Raw genomic sequence first — 18,396 nt, 5'->3', positions numbered from 1 at the left:
AATATCATGATGATAACGGAACATATCAATATCTCCCTTAAAAACCCTGTCATAGCCGGCCATATTGTATATGGACAGGCCATATTACCGGGTCTGGCATATATAGATCTCATCTACCAGGTATTCCGTAAGCATAATTACGATTATACTACGCTGGAACTGCGGGATCTCACTATTCATTATCCGCTGGCAGTGAGCGGGGAAGAAGAACTACAGCTCAGCATCAGCTGTAGTGCAGGCAGGGAAGGGAAGTGGCAGGTACTGGTGGAAGGCAGTACCACAGGACAGGGCGCTGATACGGCGAAAAGAAAGTATGTCACCGCTGAAATGCATCCGCCGTCTTCTCCCATTGCTGATGAAGTGATAGATATCGCCGATGTCCGCCGCACGGCAAAAGAAATTATCAGCATGGAAGATATTTACCGGAGGGCCAGGGAAGTGGAGCTGGTGCATACTGGTTTTGTAAAGACAACCGGCGCTGTTTACCATACGGAAGAAGCGGCATTCATAGATATTACGGTGGGCCCGGAAGCTGCCGGAAGTGCCGCGGGCTTTATGTTCCATCCTGCCCTGGTTGATGGCAGCGCCATGGGTACAGGCCTATTCCCGGTAGACGAAAACGGGAAGCCCTTCCTTTTTCTTCCCCTGTTTTATGAATCCTTCTATGCAACAGAACTGTTGCAGGAGGCATGTATCGCCCGTTATTCCGCTTCCCGGAAAAAGGATCTCCTGAATCTCAATATTACCTTTTATAACAGGGAAGGGAGGAAAGTCGCTCGGTTAAAGAATTTCAGCAATAAGCTGGTGAAAGAACCGGGACAGATCAACCCGGAACGGACAATTGCAGCGCCGGCAGAACAGATACGAAAGATACCGCCTGCAGCCCCGGTTGTCTCCGGCAGTAATAACGAAGCCTTGCAACAGGCGGTCAGTTACCTGCAGCAGCTGATGGCTGCCGCCATAGGCGGACAGGCTGCGCAGATAGATATTAAAACCGGTTACTACGAACTGGGATTAAGTTCAGCCAGCCTGCTTTCGATAGTAGAAACGATCGGTGAAAAAACAGGAACCGGGTTGTCTCCGATCCTGTTGTTTGAACATACCACTATTGCAGAGCTGGCCGGTTATCTGTCAGAGAGCTATCCGCAGGTATTCGGAGCTGCTGCACCGGCAACGTCAGTAACCAGGCAGGAAGAAAATCGTTTGCCCGTTAACGTTAGTAATAATCCGGTGGTACAGTATCTTCCTGAAAATACCGACATCGCTATTATAGGCATCGCCGGCAGATACCCCGGTGCGGAGAATATAGCGGCATTCTGGGAGAACCTGCTGGAAGGAAAAGATTGTATTACAGAAGTGCCGCCGGAGCGTTGGAACTGGCGCAGACATGAAGCGCTGCGTTCGCCGTCCGGAAAAATATTATCCCGCTGGGGAGGCTTTCTGAAAGATGTAGACCGCTTTGATCCGGCCTTCTTTAAAATATCTCCCAGGGATGCAGAAACGATGGATCCGCAGGAACGCCTGTTCCTCGAAATATGCTGGGAAACAATGGAAGACGCAGGCTATACGCCTAAATCGCTGGCGGGTCCGGAGAAACGGAATAAGGTCGGTGTTTTTGCAGGGGTGATGCACAAGGATTATGCGCTCATCGGTGCGGAAGCGGTGCTGAAGGGCGCGCACTTCCCGCTATCGCTGAATTACGCGCAGATCGCCAACCGCGTTTCCTACTGCTGCAATTTTCATGGTCCCAGCATGGCGGTGGATACCGTATGCTCTTCTTCTCTGACAGCCATGCACCTCGCGCTGGAAAGCATACGCCACGGAGAAAGCGAGGTGGCGCTGGCCGGCGGTGTAAACCTGTCGCTGCACCCTGATAAATATTTATCCTACGGCCTGATGGACCTTCATGCAAGCGACGGCTATTGCCATGCCTTCGGAAAGGGCGGCGATGGCTACGTTTCCGGGGAATGTGTGGCGGCGGTGTTATTAAAGCCACTGAATAAAGCCATACAGGACCAGGACCATATCTATGCCGTTATCAAGGGCAGCAGCATCAATCATGGCGGTACAGCCAGCGGTATTACGGTGCCCAGCCCGGTAGCGCAGGCGGATATGATCCTGTCATGCCTGGAGAAGACAGGCATTCATCCGCGTACTATTTCCTATGTGGAGGCACATGGTACGGGCACCTCACTGGGCGACCCGATAGAGATGCAGGGCCTGGTAAAAGCATACAGACAGTATACTGCTGATAAACAATATTGTGCGATAGGGTCTGTGAAATCCAATATAGGACATGCAGAAGCGGCAGCAGGTATATCCGGCCTGTCGAAAGCTGTGCTGCAGCTATATCACAAAACACTGACGCCCTCGCTGCATGCGCAGGAACTGAATCCTTACATTGATTTTGCCTCTTCCCCGTTTTATGTACAGCGGGAAAGAGCAGTATGGCATGCGCCGGAAATCACTACCGGAGAGGGAACCAAAGTGCTGCCACGCCGTGCGGCCGTCAGCTCATTCGGCGCTACCGGCGCCAACGCACATATTATCCTGGAAGAATATACGCCCGCTCCGGCAGATGTGGCTTCATCACCTGTCCAGGGCCAGTTCCTCGTGCCATTATCGGCTAAGAACCGGGAACGCCTGCAGGCATATGCCGCTAAACTGTTGCGGCATTTGCAGGATAACCCGGAGGCGGCTAATCCTGCCGCATTGGCATTTACACTGCAAACGGGCCGGGTGGCGCTGGAACACAGAATAGCTTTCGTGACAGGAGATATAGCCGGGCTGACCGGAATGCTCCAGGCATACGTCAACGGACAAACGAATATTCCCGGCTGCTTTGAAGGGCAGCTTAAAGCCGGTCAGGACACACTGCAATTATTTTCCGGTGATGAAGACTGGGGAGTGCTGGTGCAGCAATGGTTACAGAAGGGACAGCTGAAAAAGGCGGCAGAGCTGTGGGTAAAAGGACTGGAGATAGACTGGTTACTGTTATATCCCTCCGGACATCCGCAGCGTATCAGTCTGCCGGCTTATCCGTTTGCCCGTGAACGTTACTGGATACCTGAAAACCAACAACCCCTGCCGGCGGTGCAACAGCAAGCATCCGCCTGGCTGCATCCCTTATTGCAGCAGAATACATCAGACTTTACGGAACAGCGTTTCAGCAGTACTTTCAGCGGGAAGGAATTTTTTCTGGCCGATCATGTCGTGCAGGGCCGCAGCATTCTGCCGGGAGTAGCTTACCTGGAAATGGCGCGGGCAGCAGTATCCTGCTCGATGCGTACTCATGTAGAAGAAAATATACAGTTCAGAAATATCGTATGGGCGACCCCGTTAGTAGCCGGCGAAACGCCTGCCGAAGTACATGTGGGGCTCTGGCCGGAAGACAACGGAGAGATTACCTATGAGGTGTATGCTGATGGCGCCGCAGCAAAAACAATTTACAGTAAGGGAAGTATCCTGCTGACGGAACCGCAGGGCAGGTCTGCCTGGAACATAGCAGATTTACAACGGTCCTGCAACCGGCGTCATATGCCGGGAGAAGAATGTTACAGGATTTTTAATGATATGGGGATTGCCTATGGCCCGGCTTTTCAGGGCATCCGTGACATATACGCCGGCGACCGGCAGCTGCTGGCTAAAATAGTAATGCCGGCCGCCGCCGGTAACGGCCAGTTTATACTGCATCCTTCCATACTGGATGCTGCCATGCAAACAACGCTGGCGCTGCGTTACCAGGATGGTAATACCCGGCCTGCCATGGCCTTTGCGCTCCGGTCGTGCTACATGCTGCAACCCTGCAATCAGGAAATGTGGGCGTATACCCGTTACAGTGATAACACTAATGAAGGAGATGCCTTACAGCGCTTTGATATTGATCTGTGTGATGAACAGGGGAATATCTGTGTACAGATTACAGGACTTTCTTCCAGGGCAGGGGGTATAGAAGCCACAGCAGATACAATATCCCGGTCCTGGCGTCTGACGCCTGTGTGGGAGCAGGTGATAACTGAACAGGAGCTGCTGCCGCAACATACCACAGTGGTAGTGGCAGGCGCTTCCCCTGCAGATATGACAGTGATCCGCAGGTATTATCCGCAGGCAAAAGCTATCAGCATCACAACAACGGATAGCGCGGTTACCTTACAGGAAAAACTGGAAAGCGTTGCTCCTTTTGAACATATGATATGGGTGACGGCAGCTGCCGGAAAGGAAGAGCTGCAACAGCAGGAAAAAGAAGTGCTGCATGGTTTCCGGTTTATGAAGGCACTGCTGCAATGTCAGCCGGAGAATGTGTTGCAATACCTTACCGTTGTTACCCGCAGGGGCGCAGCGGTTTCCACGACAGGAGATGTTTCGCCTGCAGCTGCCGGTATACATGGTCTGGTTGGTGCGCTGGCAAAAGAATGCCCGCGCTGGAAGGTAAGACTGGCGGATATGCCCGCCCTGATTGATATTCCCTGGAAAGATATTTTAACGCTGCCGCCGGATGCTGCGGGTAATGCAAAAGCATTCCGCAACGGGCAATGGTATGAGCAGCACATGTTGCCGCTGGAAGAACAGGTGGAAGCCACTTCGCCCGTTTACCGGCGTAGAGGCGTATACGTTATAATCGGCGGCGCCGGCGGCGTAGGCACTGCCTGGACGGAACATATGATCCGCCGCTACGATGCACAGGTCATCTGGATAGGACGCCGCACAAAGGACGCCACTATTCAGGCTGCGATCGATGCCATGGCTTTGCTGGGCACAGCGCCGGAATACATATCTGCCGATGCGGGCAACAAAGAAGCTATGCTGCAGGCTTACCGGTCTGTCAGATCAAAATATTCACAGGTGAACGGGGTGGTACATGCCGCCATGGTGATGCATACGAGGAATATCAAGAGCATGGAGGAAGAAGATTTTCTCCGGGTATCATCTGCCAAAATAGCCGCAGGCATATGTATGGCAGAAGTGTTTGCACAGGAGCCGCTTGACTTTATGCTTTTCTTCTCGTCCATGGTGTCGTTTGTTAAGAATGCAGGCCAGTCCGGTTATGCCGCGGGAAGCCTTTTTGCAGATGCGCTGGCGAGGCAGCTTGCCCGCAGTTCATCTTATGCTGTAAAGACGATTAACTGGGGATATTGGGGTAGCGTGGGCGCAGTAGCCGGTTCTGAAGTATTGCAGGAATGGACACGCAAAAATGAAATAGGGCTGATAGCCTCCGCTGAAGCCTGGGAGGTACTGGATGCATTCCTGGCAGCTCCGCAGGAACAATGGCTTTTCCATAAAACAACCGGACCGGCAGGTATGAACGGCCTCGTACTTTCAGCAGGAGCGCTGCGGCAGTTGCCGCCAGCTAATACGCCCTGCCTGCAAAGAATAAGTGCCTCCGCCTTACAGGAGCGTATACCCGTTCCCGTTGTACCGCCGTATGATGCGGATATGACAGCCGCCTTATGCGAGGTAATATGGGTGCTGCTGAGAGATACCGGACTGTTTGATAAAAAATATTTCACCCTGGCAGACATCACCCCGGTTGTTATACCTGTTTATCACCGCTGGCTGGAAGAAAGCCTGGAGATACTGGCTGCAAACGGATACCTGGAATTGCAGGAAGATGCCTGCATCGTTCTGAAGGACGTGCAGCTGACTGCCGCTGATGCCTGGGCACGGTGGGATGCACAGTTAAAGCAATGGCCCCTGGGCAGCAGTGAAAAGGAATGGATACGCCTGACAGAAGTGATGCTCCGCGCCATGCCACAGATACTCACAGGTAAAACTGCCGCTACGGACATTATGTTCCGGGATGCATCGCTCGACCTGGTGCGCGGCATTTATCAGGGTAATGAGGTGGCCGATTATTTCAATGAAGTGCTGGCACAGACAATCGTAGCTTATCTGCGGGACAGAACACGGCAGGGTAATACTACGCCCGTACGCATATTGGAAATAGGCGCGGGCACAGGCGCTACCAGTGCCGGTGTATTCCGGCTGGTCAATGAATATGCGGGACAGATAGGCGAATACTGTTTTACAGATATTTCAAAAGCATTTCTGTTCGCCGGGGAAAGTATGTATGGACAGGAATATCCCCGGCTGCCCATCACCTACAAACTGCTGGATATTTCGCAGCCACTGGAACCACAGGGCTTTGAACCGGGCAGTTATGATGTGGTAATTGCCGCCAACGTATTACATGCCACACGGAATATCACGCATACCCTGCGGAATACAAAAGCATTACTGTCAAAGCACGGGCTGCTGCTGTTGAATGAAGTAAGCAGCAGGTTGTTCTTTGCTCATCTCACCTTTGGTTTGTTAAAAGGCTGGTGGTTGACAGAAGATCCCGGATTACGCATACAGGGCTGTCCCGGCCTGTATCCGCATAGCTGGAAAGCCTTGCTGGAACAGGAAGGCATGAGGCATGTATGGTTTCCGGCACAGGCAGCGCATGCCACCGGTCAGCAGATCATCGTTGCTGAAAGTGATGGTATGATCCGTATGGCTGCGAAAAGTGAAGCGCCTGCGAAACAAGCACCGGTGAAACCGGTGGTTGCGCCGGCGCCCGTGGCTGCAGTGGATAATAATACTGACAAGGAAGAGCTGATAAGAAAAGCTATCGTCAGTAAGCTCGCTGTTTCACTCAAGATTGCACCTGACAAAATAGACATGGATGCTTCTTTTGCAGATTACGGCCTTGATTCCATCATTGGCCTGCATACGGTGCAGCTGCTGAATGAAGGCATGAGCTTGTCCCTTGAGTCAACGGTGTTGTTCGACTATAGCTCTGTAAACCGCCTGGCAGCTTACATTTATGCCAATCACCAACCGGTGCTGGAAATAGCGGCAGCAGCTACCACACCTGCTGTGCAACCACAGCCGTCAACCCCTTCGATTGCTTATCAGAGGCGGAAAGCACCCGTGCCGCTGAAAGCGCCTGCTGAAGAAAAAATACATAGGGAACCGGTAGCGATTATCGGGATGAGCGGAAAGTTTGCTGGTGCAGATAATGTACATCAGTTGTGGGATTATTTACGCGACGGTACCGACCTGGTAGAGAAGGTGACCCGATGGGATTTGTCTTCCAGCTATGAAGAAGGAGAAACCTATTGTGACCAGGGTAGTTTTATCAGAGATATTGCTGCTTTTGATCCGTTGTTCTTCAATATATCAGGACTGGAAGCTACCTATATAGATCCGCAGCAGCGGCTGTTTCTGGAAGAAGCCTGGAAAGCGCTGGAAGATGCCGGTTACGCCGGTAGCGGTGTGCCTGCGCAGCCACGGTTGTGGGGCGTATATGTAGGATCTGCTGCAGGTGACTATCAAAAGCTGTTTAAAGACAAAAAAGAAATTCCGCCACAGGCGTTCTGGGGTAATCTTAATTCTATCACGCCTGCCAGGATTGCGTATCACCTCGATCTGCAGGGCCCTGCCATCGCCGTGGATACCGCCTGTTCCAGCTCATTGGTGGCCATTCATATGGCATGTCAGGGATTGTGGGAACGCGAAACAGATATGGCGCTGGCAGGCGGCGTATTTATACAATCTACGCCTGGCGCTTTGCTGGACGCCAATCGCGCGGGTATGTTATCTCCCGGCGGCCGTTGCTTCACGTTCGATAACCGTGCAGACGGATTTGTACTGGGAGAAGGAGTAGGCGCTGTAGTACTGAAACGGTTACAGGATGCGCTGAAAGACGGCGATCACATTTACGGTGTGATCCGCGGATCAGGCATCAACCAGGACGGTACAACCAACGGCATTACCGCACCCAGCGCCGTATCCCAGGAACGGCTGGAATCCCGCATATATGAGGAGTTCAATATCAATCCTGCTGATATACAACTGGTGGAAACACATGGCACCGGTACCAAACTGGGAGATCCTATTGAATTCAATGCCTTAACCCGTTCATTCCGGAAATATACAGACCGGCAGACATACTGCGCCATCGGCTCTGTTAAAACCAATATAGGCCATGTTACGGCTGCTGCGGGTGTGGCCGGCCTGGTAAAGGTCCTCTTGTCCATGCAGCATAAAATGATACCGGCTTCACTTCATTTTGAAACAGGCAATACCAACATCGCTTTTGCCGGCAGTCCTTTTTATGTAAACACGGCATTAAAAAAATGGGAGACGCCGGATCAGCAACCACGACTGGCTGCGCTGAGTTCTTTCGGACTCAGTGGCACCAATGCGCATATGATCATTGAGGAAGCACCACAGCAAAAGCGCACCCATACGCAATTGCCGGCCTATATGGTGGTGTTGTCCGCCCACAGCGCTGTGCAACTGCGGCAACAGGTAACACAGCTGCAGGACTACTGCCGGCAGTCGCCGGCAACTGATCCCGGAGATATGAGTTACACCCTGCTGTTGGGAAGAAAACATTTTCATCACCGCTGGGCTGCTGTGTCTTCCGGTATAAATGAACTGATCCGGCAACTGGAAGAATGGCTCCGTGCCGGTACGGCGCCACAGGTATGGAGCGGTGTGCTGCCTGAAACAGGCCGCCGGGAAGATGCTGTGAGAAAGAAACAGGGAGAAGAGAGCATACAACGCTGCTCACAGGTATTGCCGCAGCAGGAATACACAGCACAGCTGGCTGTGATCGCAGACCTGTACATACAGGGTTACACCCTGGTATTCGACCGCCTCTTTACTGCCGGTTATGGCAGAATACCACTGCCGGCATATCCGTTTGCACGGGACACTTACTGGGTAGACACCCCTGCTGCAGGTACACCCGCCGGAGTAACGGAGATGGATATACGCATGATGACGCCTGTATGGGAGAAGATAAGTATATCACCACCAGCGCTCATACCCACACCTGCCCGCGTGCTGCTGACAGGTGGTACTGTGGAAGATATGCACGCGTTACAGCAATACTGGCCGCAGGTGCAGGTAAGCCGTCTGGACGCTGTCAACAGTCATAAAACGATACTTCCTGCCCGGGAAGCTGCAGGCCATACACATCTGGTATGGATAGCACCTGATAACACAGATCATCCTGACAACAGCACCGCGCTGATAGCTGCGCAGCATACGGGCGTATTGTCCTGTTTCCGTTTGATAAGAGCCTTGCTGCAAAAAGGTTATGCTACACATGAACTGTCGTGGACAATTATCACACGTGGTTGTGTAAGTACTGGTCCGCAAGACCGTATCCGTCCTGATCACGCGGCATTGCATGGTTTGTGCGGCGCCATGGCGAAAGAATACCCGCACTGGTCAGTGAAGGTGGCAGATCTTCCGGAAGGCGCGCCTGTTCCCTGGGAACAGGTGATGCACCTGCCTGCCGATGCAGCGGGTAACACGCTGGCATGGCGGAAGGGCAGCTGGTATAGTCAGCACCTGGCGCTTTTACAGCAGACTTCTCCTGTTACATCCCTGTACCGTCGCAACGGTGTGTATGTGGTGATCGGCGGCGCCGGTGGTATTGGTACAGAATGGACGGAATACATGATCCGTAACTGGCAGGCACAGGTGATCTGGATAGGCCGCCGCCGTGAGGACACAGCGATACTGGCCAGTCGCGATCGGCTGGGGGCACTAGGGGTAAGACCTGATTATATACAGGCAGATGCAACGGATGCCGATGCGCTCCGTGCCGCACACACCATCGTCATGAACCGTTATGGCCGTATCCATGGCGTGATACAGTCAGCCATCGTGTTACAGGATCAGGGCCTGCTGAATATGGAGGAATCCGCGTTTCATGCAGTCCTGCGGGCGAAGGTAGACGTCAGCGTACATCTGGCGCAGGTATTCGGTAAGGAAAAGCCTGATTTTGTGCTGTTCTTTTCTGCCATGAATGCATTCATCAAAGCGCCCGGCCAGAGCAACTATGCGGCCGGCAGCACCTTCGAAGATGCTTATGCCCGCTACCTCTCACAGCAATGGAACTGCCCGGTGAAAACAATAAACTGGGGCTACTGGGGACATACAGGCGTTGTATCAGGGGAGGCCTACCGCCAACGGATGTACGAAGCCGGCATTGGCTCCATCACCACCGCAGAAGCAATGTCCGCACTGGAACAATTGCTCGCAGGAAGTATAGATCAGATAGCCCTGATAAAGACAACATCTTCCTGTGTTATACCCGGTATACCTGTGAAAGGAATGAATATGGCGGCAGAGAGCCTGCAACTACCGGAAAAGGATATACGAAAACATACAGCGCAGCCAGCTATGAGCACACAGACATTAAAGCACCATGCCCGGAGTATTCTCCGGAGTTGTATATCACATCTGCTGAAAATAACAGCAGAACAGATCAGGGATGATCACAGCTTCTCCGCCCTCGGTGTCGATTCTATTATCGCGGTGCAGCTGGTTGCCCGGATCAGTAAGGAAACAGGATGTCGCCTGCAGGCAAGCGTATTGTTTGATTACAGCACCGTAGCGGAGCTGGCGCAGTATATGGCAGATAATTTCCGGCCGGAACTGGAAGCGGCATCACAACCTCCGCAAACGCCTGCAGCCCTGAATAATACCGGCGTTCCGGTGTTAACACCGGGTAATACGGTGGCACCGCAGGTTACGCCATCTCCCGCAACTGTAATACAGAAGGAACCGGTGGCCATTATCGGTATCAGTGGGCGCTATCCCGGTTCTGCTTCACTGGAAGAACTGTGGGCGCATTTATCCGGTGGCGATGACCTGGTGACGAAGGCGGACAGATGGGCGGCTACAGACAACAGCACCTATTACGGCGGCTTCCTCGATCATATAGATCAGTTCGATCCGCATTGTTTTAATATCACTGCGCTGGAAGCCAGCTATATGGATCCGCAGCAAAGGCTCTTCCTGGAAGAAAGCTGGAAAGCGCTTGAAAATGCAGGATATACGGGCAACGATGGTCACACGCATGCCTGCGGTGTATACGTAGGATGTCATGCCGGCGATTATCAGCAACTGCTGGGCAAAGATGCGCCGCCACAGGCTTTCTGGGGAAATGCGCATGCCGTGATACCTGCCAGAATTGCTTATCATCTGAACCTGCAGGGGCCTGCAATGGCTATCGATACTGCTTGTTCCAGCTCGCTGGTGGCTATACAACAGGCCTGTCAGGCATTGTGGACGGGAGAAATAAAAATGGCGCTGGCAGGAGGCGTGTTTATACAGGTCACACCAAGGTTCTATGAGCTGGGCGGTAAGGCCGGTATGCTTTCTCCCACAGGCCGCTGCTATTCATTCGATGACCGCGCAGACGGATTCATCCCCGGTGAAGGAGCAGGAGCAGTAGTGCTTAAAAAGTTGTCTGACGCCATCGCCGACGGAGATCATATTTACGGTGTGATTAAAGGAACTGCCGCCAACCAGGACGGTGCTACCAATGGTATTACCGCGCCCAGCGGCAGGTCGCAGGAGAGATTAATCCGCCAGGTGTATGACAACTTTCATATTCATCCTGAAAACATTGGTATGGTGGAAGCGCACGGCACAGCCACCATACTGGGAGATCCGATCGAGTACGGCGCATTGACCGGTGCATTCAGAAAATATACCGGCAGAGAAAGATATTGTGCGCTCGGTACCATTAAAACAAATATCGGGCATGCCTCCGCCGCTGCGGGCATTGCAGGGCTGTCCAGGGTATTATTGTCATTGCAGCACAAACAGATACCGCCCTCGCTTCATTTCCGGCAGGGCAACGGCAGCATTGCTTTTGAAGGAAGCCCGTTTTATGTGAATACAGATTTACAGGAATGGCCATCTGCACCGGGACACGCACGGCAGGCCGCATTGAGTGCATTTGGCTTCAGCGGAACCAACGTGCATATGGTGATTGAAGAAGCGCCGGCGCCGCTGCGCCGGCCGGCAGAAAAGCCGGCATACCTGATTGTGTTGTCTGCCCGCACACAGGCGCAGTTACAGCTGCAGGTGCGGCAGTTCCTGACTTTTAGCGAAGCGCATCCGCAGACCGCCATGGGAGATATGAGTTATACGCTGCTGCTGGGAAGAAAACATTTCCATCATCGATTTTCCTGTGTGGCGCGCAATGCGCAGGAGCTGCATGAAGCGCTCCGTACCTGGCTGGAAAATGGCAGTGCGCCGGGTATACATACTGCCGTATTGCAGGAAGGAAGGGAAGGAGAACAGGAGTCCCTGATGACATATGGAGAAGAATGTATTACCATATGCAGACAAACCTCCAATGCCGCAGAATACAGAGAACGCCTGTCTGCCATCGCATCGCTGTATGTCAGCGGATATGCATTGCCGTTTGACCGTTTGCTGGCCGGCGGCAGCTATGGCAGAATTCCGCTGCCGGGGTATTCGTTCATGCGTGAACGTTACTGGGTACCGGAACATCCGGATAAAAAACCTCTGCCGCCGCTTGTGCCACAGCAGCCTGCTGCTGCCCATACGTCCGGATCGCTGCAGGCCGCCACAGAAGCAGCTGTTCAGCAACTGCTGGCATCTATTACAGGTATTGCACCGGCCAGGCTGGAGGCCACCGGCCATTTTGAAGAGCTGGGCCTCGATTCCATTATGATTACCCAGTTCAGTAAAGGCATTGAAAAATGGACTGGTCATCTTGATACAACATTATTTTTCAGATATCATACTATCCGTTCAGTAGCGAAATACCTGACGGATACTTACCCTGCAGCCATGCAGGTACATGACAACGCGGGAGTGACAGCGCAGGCGGCCACAGATAATCCGCCTGTCCCGATACCTGTGGCAGCGCAGACACCGGAGCATCCTGCTAACGGAAACGGACATACGGATATAGCAGTGATCGGTATCGCCGGCAGGTATCCGCAGGCGGAAACACTGGAAGCGTTCTGGAAAAACCTGTATGAGGGAAAAGACTGCATCGAGGAAATACCTGCAGACCGCTGGTCGCTGACTGGATTTTATGAACCTGACTTCAACAGGGCGCTGGCGGAAGGTCGCAGCTATATTAAATGGGGTGGCTTTCTGAAACAGGTGGATTGCTTCGATCCGTTGTTCTTTAATATCTCTCCGCGCAACGCGGTATTGATGGACCCGCAGGAACGGTTGTTCCTTGAAACGGCATGGGCCTGCCTGGAAGATGCCGGATATACACGTCGTTCGCTGGAACAGGAGGGCTATGGCAACCGGATCGGCGTTTTCGCAGGCGCTACGTTTAATAATTACCAGCTGCTGATGGCGGAAGCTGCGCAGCAGCAGGGCAAGGAAATGTATATCGCCAACAGCCAGATATATTCCATCGCCAACCGCGTTTCCTATGTCATGAATTTCACAGGACCTAGCCTGACGGTGGATACTGCCTGCTCTTCTTCGCTGCAGGCGCTGCACCTGGCCTGTGAAAGTATCAGAAGGGGCGAATCCCGTATGGCGCTGGCAGGTGGCGTAAACCTGTCACTGCACTACAGCAAATACATCACATTGTCGCAGGAACAGTTCGGCGCTACAGACGGCCATTGCCGTGCTTTCGGAGAAGGCGGTTCCGGTTACGTGCCGGCAGAAGGAGTAGGGGTCGTATTCCTGAAACCCTTGCAGGATGCGGTGGCCGACGGAGATCATATCTATGGCGTCATCAAGGGAACGGCGGCGAGCCATGCCGGTAAAACAAACGGATATACTGTGCCCGGACCTGCGTCGCAGTCGCTCGCCATTGAAACCGCACTCAGAAACAGTAATATAGATGCCAGAAGCATCAGCTGCATTGAAGCGCATGGCACCGGCACCAGCCTCGGTGATCCCATTGAGCTGGCCGGCCTGACAGACGTATTCAGGAAATATACTAGTGACACAGGTTTCTGTGCTATCTCTTCTGTAAAATCAAATATCGGCCACGCTGAAGCGGCCGCCGGTATTGCACAGCTGACAAAGGTATTGCTGCAGCTGAAACATCAGACATTAGTCAGCAATCTTATGCACGGGCAGCGGCTGAATCCTAATATCGCTTTTGAACAGACGCCTTTTGTTGTGCAGCAACACAATACTGAATGGAAACGTCCGGTGACAGATGGCCGGGAAATGCCAAGGCGCGCGGGTATCAGCAGCTTTGGGGCTGGTGGCGCCAATGTACACATGATTGTGGAAGAATATATTCCCGTCACGACACCTGCTGCAAGTTTCGTACAGCCGTTGCCGTACCTGATAGTGCTGTCTGCCAGAAACGAAGACAGGCTCCGCATGAAAGCCACACAGCTGCTGGATGTTTTACAGTCCGGCGCATTGCGGGAGAATGGGCTGCCGGATATCGCCTTTACACTGCAGACCGGCAGAGAGGCAATGGATACGCGTTTAGCCTTCACCGTTAATTCGATGCGTGACCTCGAAGACAGGCTGGTAAATTACCTGGCCGGCACGCCGGATGATTCACTGCTGAAAGGGAATGTGAAAGATCATAAGGAAACGCTGGCATTGCTCGGAAAAGCAGAAGACCTGCAGGAACTGCTGGATTTTCATACCGCTAAAAAGCAGTATCATAAACTGCTGGAACTATGGGTGAAAGGAGCAGTCTGCGACTGGAACAAACTGTATCCTGCAGGTAAGCCTGCCCGTATCAGTCTGCCTGTTTATCCCTTTGCAAAAGAGCGTTGCTGGGTCGGAGGCACTAAAGCAACAAAGGCCGTACCGGCTGAAAGCCCTGCGGCAGACAATGTTGCATCGCTGCTGACTTTTGAAGAATATTGGACGCCGGCAGTACGCACCATCACGAACATACCCGTTAAAATATACGTTTGCCTGCTGGGAACGGATGACGAGCCGCAACCTGTTGTGGCAGTACGTCCCGGAACCACCACTGTTGTTATCACAGCCGGCAGCCACTATGAAAAGCATAGTGCGCATCATTATACGATCAATCCGCAGGACCGCAGCACCTATGAGGCAGCATTGCAGGATATAACGCAATCGCTTGGCAGCATAGACGCCCTGCTGTATGGCTGGCCGCTTGCCGGTCACTCATTTGTACAGGACTGCACGCCGGTAGTACTGCTGTTACAGGCACTGGCAGCAACCGGTATCAGACAACTGCGCTGTCTGCTGACAGGCAGCTACCGTACCGGGGAAGAACGTTGTTACCTGGAATCATGGTCTGGCATCTCGCATTCTCTGGGAATGACAATGCCAGGTATAAAGATGGGTATTGCATATCATGAAGCCGGCGAAATTTCCCTGTCTGAGTGGATGCAATACTGCTTTGATGAATTGCAGGCAGACAGGATACAATCTACCTGCTATCAGGCAGGTCAGCGGTATGCAGGCAGTATCAGACCGGTAGTAACGGAAGATGCTACGGCGATGCCTATACGTAACGGAGGCACTTACCTGATCACCGGCGGCGCTGGTGGTCTGGGGCTGATCTTCGCGCGCCACCTGGCAGTATCGCAGCCTGTCAACCTGCTGCTCACAGGCCGTAAACCACTGGATGCCACCAGGAAGGCAGCCATAGATGCCCTGGAAGCATTGGGCAGCAAAGTATGGTACATTCAGGCAGATATAGCAGATGAAGCTGCAATGAGTAAGGGGCTGCAGGAAGCGCTGCAGCAATGCGGGCCGTTGAACGGCGTGATCCATGCTGCCGGTATCGCTTCTGATAAAAGCATTCTGGAAAAGACGCTGGCAGACTTCAGCCGGATACTGTCTCCCAAAGTGGCCGGTACAATAGTACTGGAACAACTGTTGAAAGGACAGTCGCCGGACTTCGTATGTTATTTCTCTTCTTCTTCAGGTATACTCGGCGATTTCGGCTCAGGAGATTACGCCATGGCCAACCGTTTTCTCATGGCGTATGCCCGTTACCGTAGTCAGGCGGGCATGCCCGGTAAGACACTGGTGATTAACTGGCCGCTGTGGAGAGAAGGAGGAATGCAGTTTGATGCGGATGATACTACGCGCATGTACCTGAAGTCAAGCGGACAGCGGCTGCTGGAAACACCGGAAGGGCTTGCCATATTTATGAAATTGCTGGCGCAGCCGCGGGTGCAGCACCTGGTGATAGCCGGGGAGCGCGACCGCGTGCATCGTTTCCTCGGACTGGAAACAGCCAACACCATGGCCGTTCCGCAGCCGGCGCCGGTAGTCGGTGCCCCGCCGGTGAATGACCTGCCCCTGAAGCATGATTTACCGGCCGAAGAAGCGATAGAACAGGACCTGAAAGCCATAGCAGGTCAGTTGCTGGAAATAGCCGCCGACAAACTGGATCACCGGGAGAATCTGGCTGATCTTGGATGTGATTCCGTCCGGCTCACTGCTTTTGCCAACCGCATCAATGCTCATTACAACATAGAAATTACACCAGCCTTGTTCTTTGCGCATCCCACGCTGGAAAAATTAACTGCTCATTTTTTAAATGCCTATAAAGAGACTGTTACCGCTTTTTATGCACAACCGGCCGTTCCGGCAGAAACAGTTGCACCTGCAGCAGATACAACTCACCTGGAGCATAGTACAGATGCGGTTCCCGGTGTACCGGTGCCAGTTGCCATTACTGGTATGAGTGGCCGCTTCCCGCAGGCGCGTAACATTGATGAGATGTGGAACATCCTGCAGCAGGGACATTGCGCTGTAGAAGAAATTCCGGCAGAACGTTTCGACTGGCGGAAGTATCATGGAGATCCTGCCGAAGATCCGGAGAAAACGAACTGCAGATGGAGCGGATTTATACCGGGCGTAAAAGAATTTGATCCGGCATTTTTTGAGATCTCTCCACGGGAGGCCACAGAGATGGACCCGCGGCAACGCCTGCTGATGCAGGAAGCGTGGCGCGCACTGGAAGATGCCGGTTATGGACCCGCACAGCTGAAAGCCGGTAAGGTAGGCATGTTTGTAGGGGTCGAAGAAGGAGATTACCAGTTGCTGCCGGATGCAGGGCATCATGTTACTGCCAATCATACCGCGATACTGGCATCCCGGCTGGCTTATTTCCTGGACCTGAAAGGCCCTGTAATGGCTATTAATACCGCTTGTTCTTCCGCGCTGGCAGCACTGCACCAGGCGTGTGCAAGCCTGCGCAACGGGGAATGTGATGCCGCTGTAGTGGCAGCTGTGAATCTGATGTTATTGCCGGAAAGATGGGTGTGGATGAGCCAGGCGGGCATGTTATCGGCAGATGGCAAATGCGCGGCATTCAGCAAACAGGCCAATGGCCTGGTACCCGGTGAAGCAGTGGCGGCAATTGTCCTCAAACGTCTGCCGGACGCAACTTCGCAGGGTGATCCTGTATATGCTGTCATCAGCGCCAGCGGCATCAACTATGATGGAAAAACCAACGGCATCACCGCACCAGGTAGTACCGCACAGGCAGCGCTGCTGAGAGATACATATGACAGGTTTCATATCAGCCCGGAAGATATTGACTACATCGTTACGCATGGCACCGGCACCCGCCTGGGCGACCCGGTAGAAACAGATGCCCTGCACGAAGTCTTCAAAAAGGCAACTACCAAAAAACATTATTGCGCACTCACTTCTTCCAAAACAAACTTCGGGCATACGCTGGCTGCATCGGGCCTGGTAAGCCTTATCAGCCTGGTCCAGGCACTGCGCCATAAGACGATTCCTGCCAGCCTGCATTGTGAGGAAGAAAGCGACTATGTAAAATGGAACGACAGTCCTTTCTACATCAACAAAAGCACCCGCCCCTGGGAGGATAAAGGAAAAGGTGTGCTTACCGGCGCTGTCAGCGCCTTCGGATTCAGTGGTACCAACGCGCATGTGGTGGTGCAAAGCCACCCGCAGAACATACCTCCTGTTCAGAAAACGGCGCCTTATTATCTGTTGCCGTTATCTGCCACTACAGAAGAGGCCTTGCAGGAAAAAATCAACGACATGATCCGGTTCCTGCAACAGCCCGCCACAGCACCGCTGCAGCTGGTGAATATAAGCTACACCCTGATAGCTGCCCGTCAGCACTTCACACACCGGTGCATGATAATAGCTTCTTCCAGCGAAGAAGCGATCCGGTTGTGGCAGCAGGCAGCAGGGAAGGAGCATGCCGCAGGAATTCATCAGGGAAGTGTAGCTGCAGGGTTCCGCGAACAGAAGGCACAGCAGCAATACCTGCAAGGTATGCTTGAAGCTGCCCGTCTGATGGAAGATAACGTAAACGATTATACGGAGATATTGCACGCAGTGGCCGACAGCTATTGCGAGGGATATTCCCCGGACTGGCAGGCACTCTACGGAGATACTCCTCCGCACCGCGTACACCTGCCCGCCTATCCTTTTGCACGGGAACATTACTGGTGGCCGAAAAAGAAAGAACAGACAACCATGCCGGTAGTGACGTTGCAACAGGAACCGCCGGCTGCTACAACACGCTTGTATGAACAGCTGCTGGATGAAGTACTCAGCAATGATATCAGCATAGACATGGCTTTGCAAAGGATACAGGAGATGTAATCTCCTGTATGTAAAGTAAAGCGCTCATTTTTTACAATCTCATGCTTC

At 53.0% G+C, this 18,396-nt stretch carries 1 protein-coding gene; it reads left to right on the top strand.

The window, feature by feature from the left end; genetic code table 11:
• Nucleotides 1-6 precede the first annotated feature (6 nt).
• The gene (locus GWG06_RS25575; protein ID WP_160717057.1) at nucleotides 7-18,348 is read left to right on the top strand and encodes an SDR family NAD(P)-dependent oxidoreductase; all 18,342 of its coding nucleotides are present in this window, start codon (nucleotides 7-9) and stop codon (nucleotides 18,346-18,348) included.
• Nucleotides 18,349-18,396 lie beyond the last annotated feature (48 nt).

The sequence above is a fragment of the Chitinophaga solisilvae genome, from assembly GCF_009928525.1.
GTDB classification, from domain to species: Bacteria; Bacteroidota; Bacteroidia; order Chitinophagales; family Chitinophagaceae; genus Chitinophaga; species Chitinophaga solisilvae.
This window is presented reverse-complemented; position numbering and strand designations above follow the sequence as displayed.

Excerpts from the sequence above, each read along its gene's own strand:
- GWG06_RS25575 (WP_160717057.1), top strand. The coding sequence starts at position 7 with ATGATGATAACGGAACATATCAATATCTCCCTTAAAAACCCTGTCATA.